This is a genomic window from Paenibacillus sp. MAEPY2, from assembly GCF_000499205.1.
GTDB classification, from domain to species: Bacteria; Bacillota; Bacilli; order Paenibacillales; family Paenibacillaceae; genus Paenibacillus; species Paenibacillus vandeheii.
Window position 1 is genome coordinate 42,403 of record NZ_AWUK01000031.1, and the last position, 24,879, is coordinate 67,281.

The 24,879-nt window shown below is 47.9% G+C and carries 16 protein-coding genes and 1 pseudogene; 7 read left to right on the forward strand and 10 right to left on the reverse strand.

What is annotated here, in order from left to right; translation table 11 throughout:
- Positions 1-17: 17 nt before the first annotated feature.
- Entirely contained in the window at positions 18-926 is a 909-nt protein-coding gene (locus P364_RS0123290; RefSeq protein ID WP_024632457.1) for a carbohydrate ABC transporter permease, read from the reverse strand.
- 16 nt (positions 927-942) lie between these two features.
- On the reverse strand, positions 943-1,914 hold the full coding sequence (locus P364_RS0123295; protein WP_024632458.1) for an ABC transporter permease: 972 nt from the start codon (positions 1,912-1,914) through the stop codon (positions 943-945).
- Positions 1,915-2,249: 335 nt separating this feature from the next.
- On the opposite strand from P364_RS0123295, the gene P364_RS0123300 reads away from it, so the two are divergent.
- Positions 2,250-2,438 (forward strand): hypothetical protein, encoded by a 189-nt coding sequence (locus tag P364_RS0123300; RefSeq protein ID WP_024632459.1) that lies wholly within the window; start codon positions 2,250-2,252, stop codon positions 2,436-2,438.
- A 593-nt stretch (positions 2,439-3,031) separates the two neighbouring features.
- On the opposite strand, the gene P364_RS0123305 is transcribed toward P364_RS0123300, so the two are convergent.
- Entirely contained in the window at positions 3,032-3,955 is a 924-nt protein-coding gene (locus P364_RS0123305) for an S-layer homology domain-containing protein (protein WP_024632460.1), read from the reverse strand.
- Positions 3,956-4,312: 357 nt separating this feature from the next.
- On the opposite strand from P364_RS0123305, the gene P364_RS0123310 reads away from it, so the two are divergent.
- The 3 genes from P364_RS0123310 to P364_RS0123320 all read left to right on the forward strand — a co-directional run bounded on the left by P364_RS0123310 (position 4,313) and on the right by P364_RS0123320 (position 8,532).
- Positions 4,313-6,055, forward strand: a complete 1,743-nt coding sequence (locus tag P364_RS0123310; protein ID WP_024632461.1) for an ABC transporter ATP-binding protein — start codon at positions 4,313-4,315, stop codon at positions 6,053-6,055.
- Positions 6,048-7,907, forward strand: a complete 1,860-nt coding sequence (locus P364_RS0123315; protein WP_024632462.1) for an ABC transporter ATP-binding protein — start codon at positions 6,048-6,050, stop codon at positions 7,905-7,907. Before P364_RS0123310 ends, P364_RS0123315 begins: the two co-directional genes overlap by 8 nt.
- 109 nt (positions 7,908-8,016) lie before the next feature.
- Entirely contained in the window at positions 8,017-8,532 is a 516-nt protein-coding gene (locus tag P364_RS0123320) for a hypothetical protein (RefSeq protein ID WP_024632463.1), read from the forward strand.
- A 13-nt stretch (positions 8,533-8,545) separates the two neighbouring features.
- Here P364_RS0123320 and P364_RS0123325 read toward each other — a convergent pair whose 3' ends face one another.
- Positions 8,546-8,977 carry an Lrp/AsnC family transcriptional regulator gene (locus P364_RS0123325; protein WP_024632464.1) on the reverse strand — a complete coding sequence of 144 codons (432 nt, stop codon included), beginning with the start codon at positions 8,975-8,977 and terminating at the stop codon, positions 8,546-8,548.
- A gap of 127 nt (positions 8,978-9,104) precedes the next feature.
- On the opposite strand from P364_RS0123325, the pseudogene P364_RS35575 reads away from it, so the two are divergent.
- A pseudogene (locus P364_RS35575) lies at positions 9,105-9,878 on the forward strand (MBL fold metallo-hydrolase).
- A gap of 461 nt (positions 9,879-10,339) precedes the next feature.
- On the opposite strand, the gene arfA reads toward P364_RS35575, so the two are convergent.
- Positions 10,340-11,845, reverse strand: a complete 1,506-nt coding sequence (gene arfA, locus P364_RS0123335; protein WP_024632465.1) for an arabinosylfuranosidase ArfA — start codon at positions 11,843-11,845, stop codon at positions 10,340-10,342.
- A gap of 378 nt (positions 11,846-12,223) precedes the next feature.
- Between arfA and P364_RS0123340 the strand changes: the two genes are divergently transcribed.
- A complete protein-coding gene (locus P364_RS0123340; RefSeq protein WP_081718096.1) occupies positions 12,224-13,132 on the forward strand; it encodes an ArsR/SmtB family transcription factor in 909 nt (302 codons plus the stop codon).
- 100 nt (positions 13,133-13,232) lie between these two features.
- On the opposite strand, the gene P364_RS0123345 is transcribed toward P364_RS0123340, so the two are convergent.
- The 5 genes from P364_RS0123345 to P364_RS35580 form a co-directional block, all read right to left on the reverse strand.
- Entirely contained in the window at positions 13,233-14,024 is a 792-nt protein-coding gene (locus tag P364_RS0123345) for a C40 family peptidase (protein WP_024632467.1), read from the reverse strand.
- 434 nt (positions 14,025-14,458) lie between these two features.
- Positions 14,459-17,737: a glycoside hydrolase family 48 protein gene (locus tag P364_RS0123350; RefSeq protein WP_024632468.1), complete on the reverse strand. Its 3,279-nt coding sequence runs from the start codon at positions 17,735-17,737 to the stop codon at positions 14,459-14,461.
- 94 nt (positions 17,738-17,831) lie between these two features.
- Positions 17,832-20,825 carry a glycoside hydrolase family 9 protein gene (locus P364_RS0123355; protein ID WP_081718099.1) on the reverse strand — a complete coding sequence of 998 codons (2,994 nt, stop codon included), beginning with the start codon at positions 20,823-20,825 and terminating at the stop codon, positions 17,832-17,834.
- Between the two features lie 331 nt (positions 20,826-21,156).
- On the reverse strand, positions 21,157-22,893 hold the full coding sequence (locus P364_RS0123360) for a methyl-accepting chemotaxis protein (protein WP_024632470.1): 1,737 nt from the start codon (positions 22,891-22,893) through the stop codon (positions 21,157-21,159).
- Positions 22,894-23,095: 202 nt separating this feature from the next.
- Positions 23,096-23,647 carry an undecaprenyl-diphosphatase gene (locus tag P364_RS35580; RefSeq protein ID WP_024632471.1) on the reverse strand — a complete coding sequence of 184 codons (552 nt, stop codon included), beginning with the start codon at positions 23,645-23,647 and terminating at the stop codon, positions 23,096-23,098.
- A gap of 184 nt (positions 23,648-23,831) precedes the next feature.
- Here P364_RS35580 and P364_RS0123370 point away from each other — a divergent pair, with 184 nt between their 5' ends.
- A complete protein-coding gene (locus P364_RS0123370) occupies positions 23,832-24,821 on the forward strand; it encodes an LCP family protein (RefSeq protein ID WP_024632472.1) in 990 nt (329 codons plus the stop codon).
- Positions 24,822-24,879: the final 58 nt, after the last annotated feature.

Here is a 24,879-nt window from a genome sequence, read left to right on the forward strand (position 1 = left end):
TGGATTATGGTTTAAGATCATCCCTTAACGGAACCGATCATAACACCCTGCACAAAGTAACGCTGAAGAAATGGATAAATGGCAATCACAGGTAAAGTTGAAACAATAATGACGGCATATTTGACCAGCGCAGCAATTTCCGCTTTGGAATTCATCGCCGTTGCTGAAGAGGTATCGATAGCTCCCCCGCCCTGTGCTGCCATCTCCTGAAGTACCAGGATTTGACGCAGAAAGAGCTGCAGCGGATACTTCGAGGAATCATTTAAATAGATCATCGCACTGAAGTAGCTGTTCCAGTGTCCAACTCCGTAAAAGAGCGCCATCACGGCAATGATCGGCATGGAGAGCGGAAGCACAATTCGAATGAATAACCGGGTATTGGTACACCCATCAATATGGGCCGCTTCCTGCAGCTCCCTGGGAATGGTCGATTGGAAAAACGTACGGCATACGATAATATTCCAGATGGATGCAGCTCCTGGCAGAATAAGCGCCCACATGCTGTTCACCATACCAAGATCCTTAACCAGCAAGTAGCTCGGAACAAGCCCTCCGCTGAAAAACATCGTTACCATAAACATCGCCATGAAGAATCCACGTCCTACAAAATCAGAGCGGCTAAGCGCGTAGGCTGCCGGAAGAGTGACCATCAGGTTGACGAGTGTACCTACGACGGTATAGATAATCGTATTTTTGTACCCAATCCAGATGTTGGTGTTCTCAAACACGCGGGCATAACCTTCAAACGTAATGCCTTTGGGCAGCAGCCACATCTCACCGGAGCTTACAAATTTGGGATCACTGATTGAGGCGCTAATGATGTATAACAGCGGGTAAAGCACAATGACGAGCGCTATCGTCAGATAGATGTAGTTGCACCATAAGAACACTTTATCGCTTCTGCTTTCCTTAACCGCGGTTGACATGTGTTTTCCCCTCCTTTTACCACAAGCTGTTTTCACTGGTGCGACGTGCAATTTGGTTCACCGTAATCAGCAGAATCGCATTAACTACCGAGTTGAACAATCCTACAGCTGTTGAGAAACTGTACTGCGCATCGACCAGACCGGACCGATAGACAAATGTCGAGATGACATCCGATGAACCCATATTCAACGGATTTTGCAGCAGCAGGATTTTCTCAAATCCGACGCCGAGAATACTGCCCATATTCAAAATTAACAAAATGGTGATCGTAGGGATGATCGCTGGAATGTTAATATGCAGAATCCGTTTAAACCGGCTCGCACCATCCACCACAGCAGCTTCATGCAGTTGTGGATCCACACCCGAGAGTGCTGCAAGGTATATAATGGTACCCCAGCCTGCACTCTGCCAGACACCCGACAACACGTACACCGTCTTGAACCACGCAGGGTCCGTCAGGAATTGAGGGGACTGGAATCCAAGAGCCTCCACCAAATTGACAATCATGCCTGACGAAGGCGACAAGAAGGTAATGATCATACCCGACATCACGACAACCGATATAAAATGCGGTGCATACGTGACCGTCTGTACGGTACGCTTGAAGAATGAATCCTTGACTTCATTGAAAGCTAACGCAAGAATGATCGGCAACGGAAAACCTATAGCCAGCTCATACAAGCTAATGCTAAGGGTATTCCATAGTAGATCCCAAAAATAATAAGAATTGAAGAAACGGATAAAATGATCGAACCCAACCCACGGGCTTCCCGTGACACCAAGCGTCGGGATAAAGTTTTTGAATGCGATTTGTATACCGTACATCGGTCCGTAGTGGAAAATCAGAAAGTATAGAAATGCTGGCGCGATAAACAGATACAACTCCCAGTTTCGAATCATCCTTCTCCCTAATTTATTTTTCTTGCTGTTCGGAATCGTGTGCACCGATAGGTTTTGCGACAAGGCGGACTTCCCTTCTGGCTGCATCAGTTGTTTCCTCCTTTTCTAAATGAAAATCCGTCCGTTTTGTAAGAAGAGCGAAACACTCCTGTTCAATTGTAAGGAATGAGTCCCGGACCACATTTCGATCATGGGAAGCTTTTGCTCCCTCTCAATTTGGTAACGCTTACATACTGAGTTTATGGATCAATTTTGAATTCGTAAATATGCTATTTCGATCTTCCCTCCCAAAAACCAGGAAAGTGCTGCTACAACGGGGGTTTACACTTTTGATTACAGCTTGTCATTGTCATTTTGGAGAAGTAAAACATGTGGAATTTGACTTATTTTCGTCCTGAAGTTGTCATAAGGGGTAGCTTCGCATGAACTTGACAGATGCCAGATCTGAACAAAAGTTGAGAAACAAACCTAAAAGTCAAAACCCACATATGTTTAGGAAAAAGATAGCCATGGTTGCAGACATCATCGTGGGGATTCTGGGCAGTTCCATGATCCAAGTCAAGTCGCAAGGTCTTGTCATGTTCAACGCATCTCAATCCAAAATGAGATAGAGGTGCCCTTCGTTACTGCTGCTCCACTCCCCTCCTCATGCATTTTTCTTTTCAGGATAGATTTAATTCAATCACATTAATGTAATATTATCTATCATATATTTACCACCTGCTTCAAGCTCCCTTATTGCTTAGCTTTATTCTATGAGTTCCTTCCCAGCTTCGTAAATATGTCGTTTTCACCCTGGACTAGAAGCCTCACAAACCCAGATAAACATTGGGAATATCAAGTCATATATGTTGATCTTGTGCATGACATGAAAGTCTGGAATCATTGATAATTTCAGGATAACTCCAGAAAAAAAGCCGCTCTATTTAAATCAGAGCAGCCCTTCTACCTATGTGGATATCGATTCCCAACTAATAAATAACATAAATATGTCACTTAAATTGACTTAACAACCCGTTGTAATATACAAAAATGTAACATATACTTCCGTATAAAAAAACAATCTCAGACCTACTACGAACGATTCGGACTAGAAGGCAGACAATCTTGCTAACCAACTCACTTCATAAAGATCATCACTCTCAAGAAAAACTCAAAAAAAACGTGCTTCGATCAGGGATCGAAGCACGCTGGCATGGTTTGCTTACTTTCCAGAAGGCTGCGCTTCCGCAGTGTACCCTGTTGGAATATCTGTCTCAGCCGTAACATTGGTGATGACCATTGGATACATCATATCCGGATCAGGTTGGATAATGGTATACAACACGATGGCACGTCCATCCTTCTCCAGCTTCACATCTTCAATCTTCAATCCATAGCCAGGATGAGGCATTTGCGCGGACAGTTTGACTTTGACCGTCTTGTCATCCACCTTGGTTGAAGTCACGGTAGGTACAATCGCCTGTTGGCCTTCGCCTGGGTTCGTTGGAGTCGGTTCTGTCGATCCGCCATTGCCGTGCTTATCCACAAATTCAAGTGCATTGAAGATCATGCTTGCAGCCTCCATACGGGTAAGCGACTGATCTGGACGGAAGTTTCCGTCCTTATCCAGTTCAATGATGTCCATGTTCAGTAGGTTCTGGACCGCAGATTTGGCGTCCTTACCGATTTTATTTTCGTCCTTAATATCATTATACAGCATGATTACCGGATATTCCCCGGTTGTATTAATTCCTTCAAGGAGCAAGATAGCAAACTGCTCACGCGTCATCTTCCCCTGCGGATTCAATTCCACCGGAATGGATAGGCCATTCTGTGTTGCAGCCTGAACTGCATCGGCGTACCAGGTCGTTGGACTAATTTTATGTTGTGCCGAAGCGGCAGCGTATTCATTTTTCAGACCAAAAGCGTTCACGATCAGTTGAACACCCTGTGGCTCGGACAATGCGACATCCGGACGAAACAGATCCGCCGTTACTCCATTAACAATACCCTTGGAATGCAACGAGTCCACAATCGTTTTTTGCCCTTCATCTTTTACATCCGAAAAAGCAAGTACCGATGCACCTCCTGCAGTCAAAGAAACGCAGAGCGCAAGCGTTGCAGCCAATCCTTTTTTATGTTTCATTTCGTGGCACCTCCATAGTTAGTAAACCCAATTTTTGACCTCTTCAACCCTACAGACGGGAGACCCCCTGGAAATGTTTCAGTAAAATCGACATCTGGTGAATAAATGACGAATATACCGCATATATCACTTTCGCTGTGGGCGCTGATCTGCCTTCTTCCATGAATGCTTACTTGCTTCGTTGACATCTTTATCGATAAGCGCAAAAATAAGAATATAGAATTCTATCGAATGACGGATAAACAGCAAACCGGATCGCATAAAGTAAGAGGGCACGACGCGCTATTATCAGGTGTCGGCCCTTTTCTTGACTCCGCTTGCAACCAAATTCCACCCCGAACAAAGGAGAACAAATCTATGTCCAAGAAAGGATTACTACGAGGCTATGTCATTGCCAACTGGCCCGTATATCTGTTCGCTGTACTACTGATTATCGCCTCCAATGTGGGTCAGGCGTCCTTGCCCCGAATTCTGGGCAGCTTTACGGATCAGCTCATGCAGAACACACTTCAGATGAATACAGTCATCCGGTACAGCCTGTCGCTATTAGCCATAGCCATCGCATATAACCTGTTATTCGGTACCGGACAATTCATGATCATGAAGCTTGGACGCCGCTTCGAATTCATGACACGTGAGCGTATTTTCGGCAAATTTTCCGAGCTGAGCGAGCACTATTTCTCCAAACAGGGAAATGGGAAACTACTCAGTTACGTCATGAATGATGTCACCTCTGTACGTGAAGCCATCTCCAACGGCGTCACTATGATGACCAATGCAACATTTCTATTATTATCCTGCATCGTGATGATGCTGCTCAGCGGAATCCCGATGAGACTCATTCTGATCAGTATTGTGCCTTTGCTGGCCATTCCCTTTCTGGTCGTTTTTTTCGGTCCGCGAATTCGCAAGCGCTCTCGTGATGTACAGGATGCTCTTGCAACGATGACGGAATCGGCAGAAGAGCAGCTGGGCGGCATTCGTGTAACTAAAACATTTGCCATTGAAGACAGCGCTCGTGAGCGATTTGGGATCACAGTAGATGCGATCAAAAGCAAGCAGCTGCGACTCGTTCGTCTGTCCTCTTTATTTCAGGCCCTGCTACCGCTGCTGGGTGCCATTTCACTGGTTGTCTCCCTGCTTATCGGCGGAATCTTGACGATGCAAAATTCCATTACACTCGGAAGTTTTGTGGCCTTGACGTTATATTTGCGGATCATCATGGGACCGCTTCAACAAATCGGTAATGTGATCAATACCATGCAGCGTTCTGGAGCGTCATTGGAACGGGTAAATGATCTGCTGACGGAAGTGCCTGATGTGCGTGAGCTTCCCAACGCAACAAGGCTTCAAACGGTGAATGACATTACAATTGAAAATCTGTCCTTTTCCTATCCCAACAGTTCATCCCCTGCACTCAAAAACATCAGTCTGGACATCCAGGCAGGACGAACCGTGGGGATTGTGGGTAAAACAGGTTCGGGTAAAAGCACCTTTGTCAAACTATTGCTGCGTACATATGAGCCGCCTGAAGGCACGATTCGCATTAACGGTACCGACATTCGGCAGTTGTCGTTGGAGGGCCTGCGGTCCCGTATTGCCTATGTTCCCCAGGATGGGTTCCTGTTCAGTACAACCATTCGGGACAACATCGCTTTTAGCAACCGGGAGGTTCCGTTGGACACCGTAGAGCATAGTGCACGACAAGCGATGATCTACGAAAACATTATTCGGTTCCCCGATCAGTTCGATACCCTGCTGGGTGAACGCGGACTCACATTGTCTGGGGGTCAGCGTCAGCGCACCAGTCTTGCACGGGGATTGATCAAAAAAGCTCAGGTGCTCATCCTGGATGACAGCATGAGTGCTGTAGATGCCGTCACCGAAAGTGGCATTCTGCGCAGCCTGCGTGAGATTGGCAAAGGTAAAACAACGCTGATCATCTCTCACCGGATCAGCGCAGTCCGTCATGCCGACGAAATTATCGTTCTGGATGAAGGCCGAATCGTTGAACAGGGAACGCACGCAGAGCTGATGACCGCAAAAGGGTTATATGCTGCAACCTATCGTTTGCAAGAGGAGGGATTACATCATGACTGACCGTAACGCAGAAGTTCGTTCAGATGCGGGAGCACAGGCACCGTCAGGGCATGGGTCCGGTTCCGATGCAAGCGCAGACCAGAGTAAGCGTACCTCGTTCAAAGCGATGATGTCCTACGCCCTCCCCCATAAATGGGCCTTTGCAGGTATCTTTTTCTGCTCACTGCTCGGTATTTCCGCAGATCTGCTTCAGCCTTATCTGGTGAAGATTGCAATCGATGATCATCTGGCAATCGGTCAGACCAGTGTAGGCTTCCTTATCCAACTGGCAGCCATCTTTCTGGGGTTGGCTGTAATCAGCTTTATTTTCACTTATGTACAAAACAATCTGCTGCAACATGTTGGTCAGAACATCGTCTCTCGCATCCGGAAAGACCTGTTCAAGCATATCTCCAAAATGTCGATGTCTTTCTTCGACCGTTTCCATATCGGCAGTCTGGTTACGAATGTATCCAGTGATACGGAAACAATCAGCAGTTTCTTCACCCAGGTGCTGCTTAGTCTTATCCGGGATGGCATGATGCTGGTGCTTATTATCGTCTTTATGTTCCAGCTCGACCCGGTACTCGCGGGGTATTCTCTTATCGTATTGCCTGTAATCGCCATTGTGGCCGTATTGTTCCGAAGTCGACTGCGCAGAGCTTATCAGAATGCCCGCACTCGTCTCTCCCGTCTGATTGCGTTCACGGCAGAGAACCTGTCCGGTATGTTTCTGATCCAGGCTTTCCATCAGGAAGAAGAACAGAAGAAAAGATTCAAGGAGCAGAACACACTTCACCTAAAGGCCAATATCGCGCAGGCCCGGTCCAATGTTATTTTCAACCGAACGTTTGATATCCTAGGTAATGCCGCGCTCGTCATGATGGTTTGGCTTGGGGGACGTGCCGTGCTGGGTGAATCATTGCAGGTGGGTGTGCTCTATGCGTTTATCAGTTACATCCGTCAGTTCTTCCAGCCGATCAACCAGATCACCATGCAGTGGAACACGTTTCAGTCAACTACCGTATCCATGGATCGGATCTGGAACATTCTGAGTACCCGTCCGGAAGTCGCTGACCCGAATCCCGGGACCGCCTCCACACTTGAACCACGGCATGTGATGGGGCAGATTGATTTTAATGATGTATCGTTCGGTTATCGCGCAGACCGCCCTCTGATTCAGCATATGAATCTGCATCTCTATCCCGGAGAAATGGTGGGCATTGTAGGAACTACAGGGGCAGGCAAAAGTACACTGATCTCCCTGCTCAATCGTTTCTACGATGTGAATCAGGGCAGCATTGAAATTGATGGAATAGACATTCGTCATTTCCCGCAGGCCAATCTTCACCGGATTGTTGGTCTGATCCAGCAGGAACCGTTCCTCTTCTCGGGCTCCATCATTGACAATGTTCGAATGTTTCGCGAAGATATTACAAGGGAGCAGGCTATTCAGGCCTGCCGATTTGTCGGAGCACATGCGATGATTTCACGTTTGCCGCAAGGCTATGATACACGGCTTTCCGAACGCGGAAGCGGTTTGTCCGCCGGCGAGCGTCAACTGATATCGTTTGCCCGAATCGTGGTCTTTCAGCCCCGAGTGCTTATTCTGGATGAAGCAACCGCAAATCTGGATTCACATACCGAACAATTGGTTCAACAGGCGCTGGAATCCGTATCTCAGGGCAGAACAACGATCGTCATTGCGCATCGTCTATCTACGGTCATGCATGCAGATCGGATTCTCGTTATGGAGAACGGTGAGATTGTCGAGGAAGGCTCCCATCAGAAGCTGATTGATGCAGAAGGGGTATATGCTGATCTCTACACCCATGCCCGTGAAGCCGGTAATGATTCAGCTATCTCTGGATAGTGGATCTGGATCTGGACCACGTGGGGTTAAATAAACGTTGAATGTGCCGCTCTGCGATGCAGGCGGCATGTTTGGTATATTTTCTGGGAAATGATAAGGAGGCGTACTTATGAAACCTGAATTACATACATCATCGGAGGCGGAGCTTGAGCATCGGCAGATGGGCTACCGCCGTTTTACGGCTATATGGAAAGGAGCACTGTGTCTTCTGTTCTTGCTGTTATGTGTGATCCTGTTATGGATTATTTATGACGAGCGCGCTGGACAACTGGAGACTTTGTATTATTCCATCGCAGCCATTCTTGGCATGTGGTTTATCGGGCCTTTATTTTTTATGTTTCTGTCCCGGGCAATCGCGAGTTCTACCGTGTTATTATCCTGGAATGATGAAGGGCTTCATACCCTAAAGCGGACCATTCCCTGGGATGAAATTCGTAAAATTGAGCTTAGCTCTCCCGCATTTAGCAAATGGATATTGTCCTCATCGCCCATGATTGCCCTGTATCTGAAAGACGGCACCCGGCGTCATATCCAGACCGATCATTTGCTAACCAAAAAAGAGCTCAGCCGAGCAGTTGTCCTTTTGCAGGAGACGCTGCACGAGAAACAGCAACAGGACCTCTGAAATCCAGCTCACATCATTCTGACTTTTCGATACCAACAGACAGGTTCATTCTATAATTTCCATACGGCAAAATGGCTTCCAGCAAGCTGCCAAGCTGCTCCATCGTTCCCGTGCGCACACGCATCAGGTAGCAGCCCTCTCCGCTGACACGGTGAACCTCCACGATGTCTTCACGTGCAGCCATAAATTCACGGAAGGCGGCATGCCTGTCGCCGGAATTCAGAAAGATCGTTACAAATGCCTGCATGCCCAAGCCGAGGCGTTCCGGGTTCCATTTTACCGTATACCCTTCAATAACACCCAGATCATGCAGCTTGCGTACTCTCGCACCTACAGCTTGTCCGGTCAAATGCACCTCTTCCCCGATCTCTTTGTGAGAGCGTTTGGAGTCCCGGATCAGGCTTTTCAGTATACGTATATCTGTATCATCAATCGTTTCATTCATCTATTTTGCAATCCTTTCAACTTGAAATTAAAGTGGTCTGTTTTCTTTCAGTGTGTTATTTACGCCGATAAACGGGTTGTATAACATATAGGATAATAACATTAATTCCCGAAGGAGTGCAGGTTCAATGAAAATTCAATTGATTCGTAATGCTACATTATGGTTGGAATATGGGGGTCTGAATATACTGGTTGATCCCATGTTGATGGATAAAGAAGTGATGCCTGCTTTTCCGAACACGCCCAATGAATTACGCAATCCAAGAGTCTCATTACCCGAGACGGAAACGGATTATATGAGCCCGGATCTGCTGATCGTTACGCATACCCACCCTGATCACTGGGATGAAGCAGCAGCGAAGAAGCTCCGCAAAGATGTACCTCTGCTGTGTCAGCCAGGAGATGAGGCCGTGTTCACAGGAGCCGGGTTTACCAACGTTACCGCCGTGGATGACAAACATGAGTACCACTCCGTACGTTTTGCCCGTACTTCGGGACATCACGGAACCGGGGAAATCGGCGAGCGTATGGGCAAGGTGTCTGGTTTTGTATTGGAAGCGGACGGAGAACCTGTCTCGTATATCGCTGGGGATACCATCTAGTGTGAAGAGCCAGCCGAAGCCATTCGTCAATATCAGCCTGAGGTGATTGTGGTGAATGCTGGCGGAGCCCGCTTTCTACAAGGAGATCCGATTACGATGGACGGACCTGACGTAGCTGACGTGAAACGCCTTGCACCGGATGCGCATGTGATCGCTGTGCATATGGATGCCATTAACCATTGCATGATGCCCCGCGTGGACCTCGCCAGTTACCTGACCTCCGAGCAGTTGGACGGACAAGTACTCATTCCACGCGATGGAGAGAGCTTTGAGTTTGGACAGGGCGCCGGGTTGAAGTAACATTCATTTACTGTTTGTCCAAACATCTAACGAATCTGAGACGCTCTATTTGGCGAAATCGCATAAGTTCGCCGTTCTAACGAATCGTAGACGTCCTATTTCCCTTTTTACACCCTCTTTGCACGCGCAATCACAGGTTTTCAATGAAATAGCGATTCCTGAGTTCGTTAGATTTGCTGTACCACACTAATCTGCACAATAAGGCGCACACGATTCGTTAGAGGATGGAGCACCAGAGTAAGTTCTCTTCTCTTGTTGCACTCAAAATGGGTTTTGAGTTCGCTTTGCTTCACTTAAAGGCGGACACTTTATACCACGAAAAAGGCTGAATGCGTATAAACTCGCATCCAGCCTTTTTTCTCTTATTGAGATCACATCATACGGCGTTGTTCTGCCATCGAAGTGTCCTGTGTTCCTATGTCTCCTTTATTCCGGCTGCAACCCGCATACTTCCTAATCTATTACTGGACTTTCAATCGGATCACGTTCCACGATGCTTTGGCCAGGCTTGCCGTGATCAGTGTATCCGATACCTCTGCATCACCACGATTATGTGGAGCGACGCGATTCGGCTGTGCGGCAGTATTGGCTGCTTTCAGATCATCACTTTCCAGTACAATATGCTCAATCAACTGACACTTCCCAAAGCTGCGCAGATCCACTTCAAGCGGAAGTGATTCTTCCAGATGACGGTTGACAGCGAAAACAGTCACTTCACCCTGCTCTTCGTTATGCACCGCAATGCCCTCCAGATAAGGAACATCCGTAATTTGTTTGGTGTCATATTTCGGTGACTGGATCAACGGCACAAGTGCTGTTCCACGTCCGAACACGGAAGCGTGCATGAACGGATAGAAAATCGTCTGTCTCCATGCAGCACCACCATTATCCGTCATGATTGGAGCGATAACGTTGACGAGCTGCGCCAAACACGCCATTTTGACACGGTCGGCATGTTTAAGCATGCTGATCAGCATACAACCCACAAGCAGTGCATCTTCATGGTTGTATACGTCCTCCAGCTGTGGCGGAGCAATCTGCCATGGGTCCATTTTGGAGTCGTTCTCATGAGAGTGATACCATACATTCCACTCATCGAAGGACAGATACATCGTTTTTTTGCTGCGTTTCTTCGCTTTGATATAATCGCAAGTCGCTTTCACCGTATCAATGAAACGATCCATCTCCAATGAGCGTGCAAGGAAGGTTGGTGTGTCATTCTCCTGATTGCCGTAATACTGATGTAGAGATAGATATTCAACATGATCATACGTATGGTCCAGCACCGTCGCTTCCCATTCCGGGAAGGATGGCATGCCCAGGGATGAACTTCCGCAAGCGACGAGTTCAATTGTTGGATCAGTCCACTTCATCACTTTTGCCGCTTCAAGTGCAATCCGCCCATACTCTTCTGCTGTTTTGTGACCAATCTGCCACGGACCGTCCATTTCGTTGCCAAGACACCAGGTTTTGATAGCATGAGGCTCTTTGTATCCATGTTTAATACGCAAATCACTATAATAGGAACCTTCCGGATGGTTGCTGTACTCCACGATGTTGCGGGCTGCGTCTACCCCCCGTGTTCCCAAATTGACGGCCATCATCACTTCTGAATTCGCCTGTTTGGACCAATCCACAAATTCGTTGAACCCAAATTCATTGGTCTCGATGGTTCTCCAGGCCAATTCAAGTCTGCGTTTGCGTTCAAACACAGGCCCAACGGAATCCTCCCAATTGTAACCGGATACAAAATTACCTCCAGGATACCGTACAATCGGAACCTGCAGCTCCTTCACCATCTCCAACACATCTCCACGGAATCCCGCTTCGTTCGCTGTAGGATGACCCGGCTCATATATTCCACCGTATACGGCACGTCCCAGATGTTCAATAAATGAACCGTATAAACGTTTGTCAACTACGCCAATTGTGAAATCCTTGTCTACCGTCATTTTTGCTTTTTCCATCGTGAAGTTCAGCTCCCTAAGATTAATATAAAAATTAATTGATAATCTATGGATCAACGTTCATATTTATATTAAAATCGATTATGGCAGCAATTTCAACATGAATTTTGCAAAATGTTATTCTTTTGGCTGGATTTATGTTTAACTTAATTCTATAAAAATAATGGATATGAGTTTGTATCGTTATTTACACGTGCACGAAGAGGACAGAAAAAACCTGTAGAAGCGTAGCGGTCGCCTTTATCACCGGATTTCCCCCCATTATACATGGGAAATCAAAGAAATCCGGGGATAACAGCGATTGGAAGGTTATTCTGTCAGCGTAGTGGCCTCGTGTGAATAACACTAGATCAACTCATATTACCTGGAGGAACAGATGTGATCAGAGCAAATACCGATACAGAATGGCTGCCCCTATACGAGGCACTCGCGAGTGAGGTGCGTCTACAGATTATCAGGCTTGTTGCGGAGACTCCAATGAACGTGAAGGACATTGCCGCCTCACTCGGCCTAAGCAGTGCAATCGTAACCATGCATGTTCGCAAGCTTCAGGATGTGGGCATCATTCAATCCAAAATGATTCGCAAGGACGGCGGCACGCACAAAATGAACAGCCTGGCCGTCGACTGGATCGGCATCTCCATGCCACAGGAAACGGGAGCCTCACGCAAGCTTCATGAAGTGGCAATCCCTGTCGGGCATTACACCCATTTTGATGTGTATCCAACTTGTGGCCTGGCTACGTCCAATCAGGTCATTGGACAGTATGATGACCCACGCTATTTTCTGGATCCCGAGCGGATGCATGCCCATATTCTCTGGTTTGGACGTGGATTCGTGGAATACAAGATTCCAAACTATATCTTGTCCGGCCAACAGATCAGCGCCATTGAATTGTCACTTGAGATCGGTTCAGAGGCACCTTCAGTCAACCCGAACTGGCCTTCGGACATTACCTTTATGCTCAATGGAATTCATCTCGGTGAATGGACAAGTCCTGGAGATTCGGGAAATGGACGCGGCATGTTCACCCCGGAATGGTGGAGCGACAGTGTTAATCAATATGGCATGCTCAAGGTGCTGCGAATTACACATGAGGGCACATTTATTGATGGACAGCACATGTCCGAAGTTACGCTTGCGGATATTCCCGTAGAACGGAACCAATGGACATTACGCCTCTCCGTGGAGGAAGATGCGCAGCATGTTGGCGGGCTAACATTGTATGGTCAGGGATTCGGCAACTATGATCAGGATATTCTTTTCCGGCTCTATTACCAGGACTGAATGAACAACAAAAAGAACCTTCTATCCCGCCGCATAGGCAGAGATGGAAGGTTCCTTTATATGTTTTTCAGGTGTTTCAGGCTTGTATTATACGCACGACTTAGAGCGCACTTCCACCAAACAGGAAACGGTACTCCCAGTGTTTGCCGGAGATATCGCTGATGGTTACACCACCACCAGCGTTGGAATACGTGTGCAGAATTTTGCCGTCCCCCAGATAAATTCCCGTGTGGGTAATGGTCGCAGTGGATTTGTTCACACTGGAGTACGATGATGCCGATGTGCCTTTATAGGACATAAAGTACATCAGATCACCGCGTTTCAGATTTTTCCAATTGGTCTGAACGGTTCCATTAGCTTTCACATATGCTCCTTGCTTACGTGAATCGGACGGAAGCTTGATTCCAAGTGCATCAATAAATGCCTGACGTACAAAGCTTGAACAGTCGAACGTAGCCGTACTGGTACGACTAGCTCCAAACTCATATGGTGTCCCCTTATATTTCATGCCTGCTGCAATCACTTTCTCCACAGAAGCACTGCCTGTAACAGACGTACCGCTTGTTCCAGACCCGCTTGTGCTGCCTTTCACGGCTTGTGTATATTTTGAAGAAGAAGATATGTATCCTGTCCGGTTGCCGGAATCCTTTACTTTATACCAGCCTGAGCCGGAATTTTGAGTTACCGTTACCGTTTCCCCTTTTGGCATCAAACGAACAATGCTTGCGGAAGAAGATGGTGATGTACGCAAGTTTACTCCCCAGATGACTTTAACTTTTGAATTCGCAACTGCGGCTGCCGATGCCGGTGTCGTTAATGCTCCTGCTGTCAGACTTCCCATCAGCATCGTTGCTGTTACACTCGCAGTAATGATCTTGCTTTTCCAGTTCATGATGTCGTGTTCCCCCTGATGTTACAGAATTTTAACCTGGCCTCATTTGCCGGGCTTGCCCCATTGTAAAACGGGCTGTCCATAACGATCATCAGCCCAAAGTCCTGTATTCGATCTGGCAGGATTGAGCACTAAGAATCAGGGAAACATCTCACACCAGTTGGCTAAAACTACCGTTAATCACTTCTTTTTCAAAGGTTAAATTATTGTAACTATTTGCTGTGCTTCGTTTTACGCAGAAAAGTGGCTTAAGCCAATCCTCACTCAGGACATGCGTCATATGACCTATATTTTAATATTTAAATTCTATATATGGTAAACATTACTATGGTTCAATTTCTGAATCAGCTGCCTACATGGAGAACATAAACGCCTCCAACATGCAAAAAGCCGGAGATTTCTCCCCGGCTGTACTCTGTTTCAATACGAGTTGATTATGGCTCAATGCCCCATGCGTTGACTCCGCCAATATAAGCGGTCACCTTGTTCCAGGCAGTGAAGGCCGTTTTGGTAGCATCGAAAGAATAATCATTGGTCTGATCAAAATTCGTCCAGTTGTTCTTCGAGAAACGACCCTGAATAATTCCCGTCTCCGCCCCCGCTGCCAGACTGCCGGCCCCGGATTTGAAACCAATCTCCAGATACGTATCCGCTGTCCCTTTTGCCGGATCTACCGTCACAAAGTGAGCTTCAACGTTGGCACTGCCAATCTGAGCGTAATCACACCAGAAACTCAGATCGGATGCACTATCCTTCGTAAAGTAATACCGTACCTTCACCTGGCTCAGATCCACTGCTGTCGTGCCTGTGTTCTTGACATTGAGCTGCGGGGTCACTGCATTGCCTGACGTTCCTGGACCGCCATTGCGGTATTGCACTTCAAGTGCACCTGTTGTTACAGGAGGCGCTGTTAGGGTCACCGTCACGACATTGGACAAGGTCTGCCCGCTTGCATTTACGGCCACCACTCGGTAATTGTATGCGGTACCGTTCACTGCCGTGGCATCGGTGTACGTTAGTGCCGTCAGTCCTGTAGCCAGATCGGCGTAGGCTCCGCCTGCTACCGAGCGTTGTACCTTGTAACTTGCAGATCCAGTCGATGCGGTCCATGTCAGTACAGCCTGATTATTGCCTGCCGTTCCCGTAAGGGTTAACACTCCCGGTACGGACGTTCCCGCTTGCGGAGTAGCAGATGCTTGAGCAGACGGTGCCGATTCACCTGCCGTATTCACTGCGGTCACCACATAATAGTACGTTTTGCCATTGGTCAGTCCTGTATTTGTGAAGGTCGAACCGGTTACCCCCGTTGCTACGGAAGTATACGGGCCACCGTTCACCTCTGCACGTTTTACCGTGTAAGAAGTGGCACCCGATACAGCATTCCAGTTCAGAACAGCCTGCTCACTGCCTGCTGCCGCTGTCAGCCCCGTCGGAGCTGCTGGCACTTGGACCACTGGGCCTCCTGCGTCCCCGAGGAGACGATCATATTCGCCATATGCCGTAGCCATATCTACCTGTGACCAGAAGCGGTGATACGTAAAGGTTGGTGCGCCATTTTCCCATTTTTTCGTTGTTGGATTATAAGACGTTTTGTACAGGTTATCCAGATAAGCCCATGCCGGATCTTGCTTGATGGCTGGACGCAGGTCAGCGTAGCCAATATATACGCCATTCCCCCCTTTGGCAGGATCAGAAGGTACGCCGGCCGTACCCGGAATGGTATTGCCCTGACCGAAGGTTCCCGTCCAGTTTGCCGGAATGTAAATCTCTTTGGCGAAGAAACGGAAGTAGTCTTTACGGACTTCCTCGGTCACGATCCCTACACCATCATTGTAATCCCATGCTGTATTCAGCAGCTTCTCGGCCATATCTTTGGCTTCCTGTCCTTTGTTACTGAGCACGCCGCTTTCTGCTTGAGTCCCCGCAGCAAAGAACGTCAAGGCTTTGATGTAGCTCCCCAGCACACCTGTATCCTGAGCAGGATCTTTGGTTACCACATGAAAGTTCGGATTGTTCGTAAAGGAACTGAATCCATTCCATTTGTCCGGCTGCCCCTGCCATTCCTGGCTGCCTGGAATCCAGAATTCGCCCGGTGCAGGTGTAGTGGCAACCTGTGCGTTGGTACCGCCAAGAATCCGTTGGCCCGCCGCATTCAAATAATATCCTTGTGCATCCGTCACCGGACGCTCATCAACGAATACATAATCCTTGGCCCAGTCGACCCACTTGGTGATGACTTTTTTGGCCATCTGGAAGTTCTCAGAGCTGAGGTCTCCGCTCTCGGCAAGAATGTAATACATCTCCGCTACACGTTCCAGCGACCAGGCTTGGAATCCGAACCACGTGTTGGAGTCGGGATCACGATATACCGGAGCTTCCTGATAAGCCATGTCGTAGAACGTACTGGTTCCGGCAGGATACGCTTTGTAGGAGCCATCAAAACTGTTCGTCGCTCCGCCGCCAATCGCCCCTTCGTGAGACTGTAACCAGGTGTAGAATTCCAATTGGCGCTTCAGCGAGGCATTCCAATCTGCCTCGGCTGTTGTCGATTTGGGAATCAGGCCACCTGCCGAATCAGACAAGGCATAAGCTGCCACCGGATTCTGGTATGCCTGATGTGTATGACTGGCGCCAATCCGCCAAGCCCAGTTGCCGCCCTCACCAAGTCCGCCGCCCCATGAGGTATACCACGCCATGAGATACATATTGGAGTCGTCTTTGCCCGTACCGGCCGTCGGTGTGCCGTTCTTGGCACTTCCGATCTTCTGGAAGTACTTGTCGTGCATCCCATAGCGCAGATAGTCACCCATCTTCTTCGCTTTATCCAGATACGCTGTATTGGTGTAGCCCATCTCCTTCGCCCAATACAGTACCTGCACTGCACGTGCGTCAGCATCCGTTGCGTTGGTATAACGCCACTGGGCTGCCGGTGCCTGGGTCTCCTTGGTGAACAGGCTCATGAAACCTTCGCCCGTTTTGCCAAACGTTTTATTGTCCTGAGACGGGTGTGGAATGGCTTCCCATACGGACTCTTGCTCTCCACGCTGGAACGTATTCACGTAAGCCGCTGTATGATTCGGATTCAGCAGATTACCATATCCGTACCAGTTATCCACATCCAGCAGCCAGTGCATCAGGTACGTCTGATTGTTGCCATAGGAAGCTTTCAGCTCGGCATCCAGTGGGTCTTTCCCGGCTGCATATTGCCCGTTAATAGCTGAAGGATATTGATCCGGAAAAGGTTTTTCCGCTGCATAAGTGGCCGGGCTGTTCGGATTGTAATAACTCATCGTAGGCTGCTCTTCCTTGCCGTCGCCTTCATTGATAGGGATGATGTATTTCTCCATGCTGTCCCAAGCCGCTTCCAGTTTGGACCAATCGCCCGTATAGTGACCGTACATCGTTTCCAGCCAGAGCCAGTAACTGTACGCCTCGGATGTCGTCATGTGCCCATAATCCGGTGCCTCACTCATCAGCGTTTCAATGGAATGATAGGGAATGCCCTCTGGAGAAAAATAACCGTTTGCCGGATCTTTCAGCTGATCATACAATTGCAGAAACCGCGCTTCATTGATTCCGTCCGCCTGAGCATCAACGGTCTGCTCCTCGGCATAAGCCGTTTGGGGACCTGCCCACAAACCGGTGTACCCGGTCAGCATAACGGTCCCTGCAAGCATGGCAGACAAGCTTTTTTTGGCAGCTGATTTCAACATGTATATACCTCCCTGGAATGGTGAATTCAATTTGAATCACTCTGGGTCTGCGCATGCTGTTGAGCTGATTTGTTATATTGATCTACCTTTAACGTTACGGCTCGATGCCCCATACCTTCGTACCTCCCTGATATCCCGTTATCTGATTCCAGGCAGTGAAAGCCGTCTTGGTTGCATCATAGGAATAGTCGTTGCTCTGATCGAAATTGCTCCAATTATTCTTGGAAAAGCGCCCCTGGATCACGCCTGTCTCCGCTCCTTCAGCCAGACTGCCAGCCCCGGATTTGAAGCTGATCTCAAGAACCGTATCGGCTGTTCCCTTTGCCGGATTCAGCGTGACAAATTTGCCTTCAATATTGGCACTGCCGATCTGGGCATAATCACACCAGAAGGTCAGATCCCCTGTGCCGTCCTTCGTAAAATAATACCGCAGCTTCACAGTACTCAAATCGATCGGCTGAGTCCCTGTATTCTTCAGATTAAATTGCGGAGTCACCGCATTGCCGGAAGCACCAGATCCTCCATTACGATACTGCACCTCAAGCGTGCCTGTCGTTGCCGGAGGCACATTCGGTGTCAACGTCACGATATTGGACAACGTCTGTCCGCTCGCATTCACCGCGGCGATTCGATAACTGTACGCCGTGCCATTTACCGCTGTTGCATCGGTATAATTCAGCACTGCCAATCCAGTTGCCACATCGGCATATACGCCGCCCATAACCGAGCGCTGTACCTTATAACTCACAGCTCCCGTTGCTGCCGTCCAGGTCAGAACCGCTTGTGCATTGCCCGCAATCCCGTTTAATGTCAGCATCCCCGGCACAGACGTTCCAGCCTGCGGCGTGGCAGAGACTTGTGCAGATCCGGGCGATTCCCCAGCTGAATTAACAGCCGTCACCACATAATAATAGGTCCTTCCATTCGTCAGCCCCGTGTTCGTGTATGTCAATCCATGTACACCTGTCGCGACAGAAGTATATGGACCCCCACTCACCTCGGCACGCTTTACGGTGTACGATTCTGTCCCAGGCGATGCTACCCAGTTCAGGATGACCTGAGCATTCCCTGATACAGCCTGCACCCCCGAAGGTGCAATAGGTGTAACAACTGGTGTGACACTAGGCTCCTGACCGTATATCCGTATTCCCGCATCGTAGACCGGAAGATATACACTCTTTGCCACATTGCCTGTGCCCAAACCCTGGAATGAATGATCATTATTCGCATTCCACGCGCCTTGCGGGCCGGTAATGCGGAACTGAACCTCTTTGCGATAATGACCTTCCCCGCCTGGATAGATCTTAGTCCCGGTGAAGTCCGCAGTAACCGCATAAATTCGTTTTCCTGCATCAACCACAACCGGTTGGGATACAGTCGCTCCCTCGGCATATGCGGTTGTAACATGGACATCGGAAACGGTATATCCTGCAGCGTATACTTCACTCAGATCCAGGAAATAGCGAAAAGACAACTTATCCCCCATTCGCGCAGGCCAACCCGAACGGTTGTTCAGTTGAGCCTTGATTTCCGTGTAATTGGAACCGGACGCTTTCACGGCAGCCTCGACAAAGAACTCATCCGTCTTCACTTCGGGAGCCGGGAAATTCGCAATGGGCTGATCATTCTGGCCGAACAGCAGATTCATCTTGGCTAACGCGCCTGTAAATCCTGCATTGTAATCGGTCGCCACCTCATTGCTGACATAGTCACCAATAGAATCGGTATAGGCATCCGAGGCATCCGGTCCACCAACCATCGCGCCGTACAACGTGTGACGATGCTCGGAAGGTACATTTTCATTGTTCGTCCATGAACTGTGGGAGGTCCGGTGATGCGGGTGTTTAGGAGGATTCTGTCCATAACCGACCACATAACTGCTCTGGCGAGGATTATCCCCCAGAATATAGTTCATTTGAGAGACGGCAAAATCCTGATACCTTGCTTTTTTCACCGGATCACTGACCCAGTCGGAATACACAAAAGCAATAAAGGATGCATTCGCTGCATAACGGAGCGATCCCCATGTATCAAGCCAGGCAAGCCCGCCCGGTGTATACTTGATTCGTTGTCCATTCGTGCCTACGGACCAATAATCCAGATTTCGTTCTGTTGATTGAATGAACCGTGTCGCTTCAGGCATGTTCAGACTCGACGTAATACGAGCCAATAGAATCTGGGCACCATAATGTTTGTCATCCCAGCCTTGGGTCCATGTATAAGCCCAATTCCCGCTCTGTCCATCCGCCTGCCACAGATTCGCCGTAGCAATCGCCTTGGACAAGTAAGCGCTGTCATTTGTCGCCATATATAACCATGTTGCAGCCCAGGCGAGTTCATCATAGTAACCTGTCCATGAATTGTAGAACGATTGGGCATCTGTAATGCAATCCGAATATTTACCTCGATACGTATCGGCGAAGCTGTACAGCTCCTTGGCATGCTGGAGCAGCTTGTTGGCATAAGCTGGGTCACTGTCCCGGAACACAATAGATGAAGAAGCGAGTGCCGCTGCAGTTTCTCCCGCAAGCTCACTTCCCGGACAGGATGCATCAATCTTAAATGCAGGGCGACTCATTTGCATCACTTCAGCCGGTCCCCACCAGGCATGGTCCGTATTGCCCGCTCCGACCTGTCCCCATAATTCATTTGGTTTCGTGTGCGCTTTCACAAAATAATCTGTCGCCCATTTCAAATTATCCTTAATCTCTTCCAATTGTCCTGCCTGTTCGTACCCTTCGCGGTATTCCACAACAGACCAGGCAAGCATCGTAGCAGAATAGGCCATAGGCAGGCTGAATTTCACATGATCTCCAGCATCGTACCATCCTCCGGTCAAATCAACCCCAACATCCGCTCCGTCATTTAATCCGGAATCACCACGCCATTCAACCCGGTTGTCCTCCGGCAATTTCCCTGAACGCTGGGTTTCATAGAAATAAACCGCCTTCTGCAATGCTTCCGCATAGTTATGGTTCCCGGCAGCCGCATCTGCCTTGCCATTCCATGCCTGTATGGATGTACTTCCTGCCAGTAGCCCTGTCGATAACGCGAAAATAGCGACTCGTCTCCACCAGCTTCCCTTCATCTTCAACCATTCATCTCCTTTTGCAATCGTTATCTTATCATTTTCCAATTACACTGATGTAATAACCCGCTCCTTTCTATGGTGTGACTCCGTGTATTTCCACCATTAATTACCATTATAGTCTTTTGTTTCAGTTGCAATATCAGCGCTGGTGACTTCTGAAATAACATTGTTGTGACATGTTTGGGGAGTGATATGACAAAAAAAGACCGCTTCTCATATCGCATGAACGCGATATGAGAAGCAGTCCTGATAATTCGTATCACCCTTGATACAGGCTGAATTATGATCAATTCCATTATTCAGTCTGAACACCCGTCTTTTGGATCGTCTACACTCTAAACTTGTTGATTTGCTCCTGTAATTCTTCTGCCATTTTGGACAAAGAGCCCGCGGATGAAGCAATCTCTTCCATCGAAGCCAGCTGCTGCTGGGTTGCCGCAGATACATTATGCACGCCACCTGCTGCTTCTCCAGCTATGTTGGAGATCTGATCCACGTACCCTACAACTTCATTTGTACTTGCTGACATTTCCTCCGAACCTGCGGATACTTCCTGAATTTCACCAGCAACCTTGTTCACTACGTTTGAAATCTGCTCAAATGCTTGTCCTGCCGCGGTTACAATCTCAATTCCGGCCTCTGTTTCATTGCTGTTCACTTTCACAGCCTGCACGGCATGATCCGTATCCTTTTGAATTAATTGCACAAGATCCGTAATCCGTTGTGCAGATGTAGAGGATTCCTCTGCCAGCTTCCGCACTTCTCCAGCTACGACCGCAAAACCACGCCCGTGCTCACCTGCACGTGCCGCTTCAATCGCTGCATTCAATGCAAGAAGATTGGTCTGACGAGCAATATTGTTGATAACCTCGGTAATCGTACCAATCTCTGCGGAACGTTCTCCCAGCCCTGTAACCAGTTCTGTCAGCGAGGCAATGGAATTACGAACAGAACCCATCTGTTCAACAGCCTGCTGAATAATCATATTTCCTTCGGCAGACTGATTCGCTGCATCAACAGCAGATACGGATACACTTTGAGCAAGCTCGGCAATTTGTTCCGAACCAAGAGCCATTTCACTCATCGCCTGGGAAGAACGCTTCACCATATCTACTTGATCGGATGTACCCACGGCCAATTCTTCAACCGTTTCGGAGATCTGTTCCGATGCTCTGGTGTTCTGTTCTGCACTTGCCAGAAGTTCCTCCGAGGAAGCAGCTACCTGTTCGGATGTCATCGATACAGATTGAATCATCTCCCGCAGGTTGCCTGTCATCGTATTGAAGGAATCAGCCAGCGTTCCCAGTTCATCCTTGTTCTTGAGCACGATCTTCTCACTAGTCAGATCCCCACCTGCAATCAACATCGCCGCTGCATTCATCTTCTGAATTGGACGTGAGATGATGCTTGCAATGAAGAAGGCAATAAACATAGCCATCAGGAAAGCAACAATGGTTACTCCCAAAATAACATTAAATGCTTTTTCGGCCAGTTCAACCGATGCATTCGTAGCCGAATCTGATCCTTCATTCCCCATTACAATCAATTGGGCAATGGTATCGTTGGCTGAATACCATAATGAATAAGCCGCTGTGTGTAGTTTGCTGGCTTCGTCGTAATTGTTATTCAAGCCTAATTCAATGAATGCGGGCATTTTTGCGATATAGCTCTCGTAGTTCGTACTGAACTCATTGTAAAGTTTCATTGCCTCTGCATTGTCTTCAATGAAGGCTAGCAGCTGTTTACGTTCATCCTCAATCTTGACCAGGAGCTGCTCCAGAGCTTCATTCATCTTGGCAGTTTCATTTTCATCCTGTTCAACAATGATGGCCAGAGCAAGCCGCTCCACATCGGATATGTCCCCATTCATCTGGCCCAACAAAGATACACTGGGCATCCATGTCTTGTCCACATCATCGGCTTTGTTTGACATACCATGGATTTGGGTGAGCGCATATATGCTGACAAAAGCAAGCAACGCCACAACCATTAAAAATCCAGTCAGTAACTTCATCCGAATTGTAAATCTAAGCTTCCCCATCACGTTTCCCCGCGAACCTTTCATATTCCCCACTCCTTAGCTTTAGCGCATAACTATATAATATATCGACACCTATCGTCATGAATTGTAGATATCCGAATTCGATTTTCAGAAATTTCATGTAACTCCGAAATTAACGCAAAAAAGCCCCAACTCTTTGGCTATGCCAAGGAACTTGGGACTCTATACGAATGTACCTCTCATCTCAAACGTATACGTTCCAGAACTAACGAAAAATCCGCCGATGAATGTTAATGAAGAAATCGGGAATCGACTTGGTATAATTACGCGTAGCAATCAGGATTACACTGACCAGACTACCCAGAATGAATCCGCCCAGAATATCCCCAGGATAATGTACACCTACATAGACACGCGAGACCCCTGTCAGCACAGCAAGCAATAACATCCATACTCCGAATCGTCGACCGATAAAAAACGAAGCAGCAGCTAGTGCGAATACAAAGGAAGCATGTTTACTTGGAAAAGATGGATCTGGCACATGCGGGACCAGTTGATTCACGGCGCCTTCCACGAACGGCCTTGGATGACCTACCGCAGGTGAAATTCCCCATTTTGCCAGACCAAGCGCTATTATTGAGGCTACACAAGCATAAAACACAATTCGTTGTTTAGACGGATTGCCAAGAAACCACACAATCACTAGCAATCCAATCATAACCCATACCGCATATTCAGCAGATGTAATCATAAACCAGTCCAGAAACGGAATTCGGTCTGCAAACTGGTTGATCCAATTAAATACAGATTGATTCATAACAGTCGTTTAATACCTCCATTACACAAAACACGATTATTTTTTACATAATAAATATACACTAACTATTTGTCAAACATATCGCCTTGTAGCCGAACTTTCGAAATCAAAGAGGACATTTCTCTTACTTTTTGTTAAACTAGTTTGGGTTACATAATAGTTCATTCATAGAAAGGTGAAGATTATGCTTAAGAAATGGTTATGGGGGACATCCCTAACCCTGGCACTTGCCATAGCGGGTGTCATTGTATATTACGGATACTCGATCGTTCATTTTGCCAATAGCATCTCAACCGCTTCGGACACCTCCTCTTCTGACAAAAACAAAAATACAGACACCCCAACTACCCCTGTTCCCAAATGGGAAGGGAAGGAACGAGTTAACATTTTGCTGCTTGGAGGTGACACCAGAGGAGATGATCCGGGCCGTTCAGACTCAGTCATGGTTGCTTCCATTGATCCGGTATCCAAGAAAGCCCATCTCTTCTCTATACTGCGGGATACATATGTTGAGATTCCTGGACATGGCAAGAGCAGACTCAATGCAGCCTTCTCCTACGGTGGTGCGGAATTAACCAAACAAACGGTCGGTGACTTGCTTGGCATCCCTATTCAGCATTACGTGTATACCGATTTTATCGGATTCATGGCGCTGGTTGATGCTGTGGACGGGATCGACATAGATGTGGAGAAAGACATGTATTACACCAGCAAGGCAGATAAACATATGTACGATATTGACCTCAAAAAAGGACTTCAGCATATGGACGGCAAGACTGCCCTGCAATATGTCCGGTTCCGGCACGATGCCACCTCGGACTTTACGCGTACCGAACGGCAGCGGATTTTCATGACTGAGCTGGCCAAGAAGATGCAAAGCACCACTTCGCTCTTCAAAATCCCTGATATATTGGAAGCTGTCGCTCCATATATCGAGACAGACCTCAGTCCAACTCAAATGTTAAAACTGGCTTCGCTCGGATTTGATATTAATGTGAATGAAATTGATAAACAGCAGATTCCTCCTAACAAACTGCTAACCAATGAGCTTGCAGGTTCTGCTCAGGTACTCGGTGTGAATAAACCGAAGCTCCAGGCATATATTCAGAATCTGTTTGAGGAAGATGCCACATCTTCAGAGGATGATTCAACGAAGGTACAGGACTTACACTGAATTAAATGAAAATGAAGCAATGATAAGATCGGTTAATTTGATTAAAAGACGGCGAACG

What these genes read in the sequence shown, in the direction of transcription:
- P364_RS0123345 (WP_024632467.1), bottom strand. Translation starts at nt 14,024, where the DNA reads ATGAACTGGAAAAGCAAGATCATTACTGCGAGTGTAACAGCAACGATG.
- P364_RS0123320 (WP_024632463.1), top strand. Translation starts at nt 8,017, where the DNA reads ATGAAACCTGAATTACATACATCATCGGAGGCGGAGCTTGAGCATCGG.
- P364_RS0123310 (WP_024632461.1), top strand. Translation starts at nt 4,313, where the DNA reads ATGTCCAAGAAAGGATTACTACGAGGCTATGTCATTGCCAACTGGCCC.
- P364_RS35580 (WP_024632471.1), bottom strand. Translation starts at nt 23,647, where the DNA reads ATGAATCAATCTGTATTTAATTGGATCAACCAGTTTGCAGACCGAATT.
- P364_RS0123355 (WP_081718099.1), bottom strand. Translation starts at nt 20,825, where the DNA reads ATGAAGGGAAGCTGGTGGAGACGAGTCGCTATTTTCGCGTTATCGACA.
- P364_RS0123315 (WP_024632462.1), top strand. Translation starts at nt 6,048, where the DNA reads ATGACTGACCGTAACGCAGAAGTTCGTTCAGATGCGGGAGCACAGGCA.
- P364_RS0123300 (WP_024632459.1), top strand. Translation starts at nt 2,250, where the DNA reads ATGAACTTGACAGATGCCAGATCTGAACAAAAGTTGAGAAACAAACCT.
- P364_RS0123305 (WP_024632460.1), bottom strand. Translation starts at nt 3,955, where the DNA reads ATGAAACATAAAAAAGGATTGGCTGCAACGCTTGCGCTCTGCGTTTCT.
- arfA (WP_024632465.1), bottom strand. Translation starts at nt 11,845, where the DNA reads ATGGAAAAAGCAAAAATGACGGTAGACAAGGATTTCACAATTGGCGTA.
- P364_RS0123295 (WP_024632458.1), bottom strand. Translation starts at nt 1,914, where the DNA reads ATGCAGCCAGAAGGGAAGTCCGCCTTGTCGCAAAACCTATCGGTGCAC.
- P364_RS0123350 (WP_024632468.1), bottom strand. Translation starts at nt 17,737, where the DNA reads ATGTTGAAATCAGCTGCCAAAAAAAGCTTGTCTGCCATGCTTGCAGGG.
- P364_RS0123370 (WP_024632472.1), top strand. Translation starts at nt 23,832, where the DNA reads ATGCTTAAGAAATGGTTATGGGGGACATCCCTAACCCTGGCACTTGCC.
- P364_RS0123360 (WP_024632470.1), bottom strand. Translation starts at nt 22,893, where the DNA reads ATGAAAGGTTCGCGGGGAAACGTGATGGGGAAGCTTAGATTTACAATT.
- P364_RS0123325 (WP_024632464.1), bottom strand. Translation starts at nt 8,977, where the DNA reads ATGAATGAAACGATTGATGATACAGATATACGTATACTGAAAAGCCTG.
- P364_RS0123290 (WP_024632457.1), bottom strand. Translation starts at nt 926, where the DNA reads ATGTCAACCGCGGTTAAGGAAAGCAGAAGCGATAAAGTGTTCTTATGG.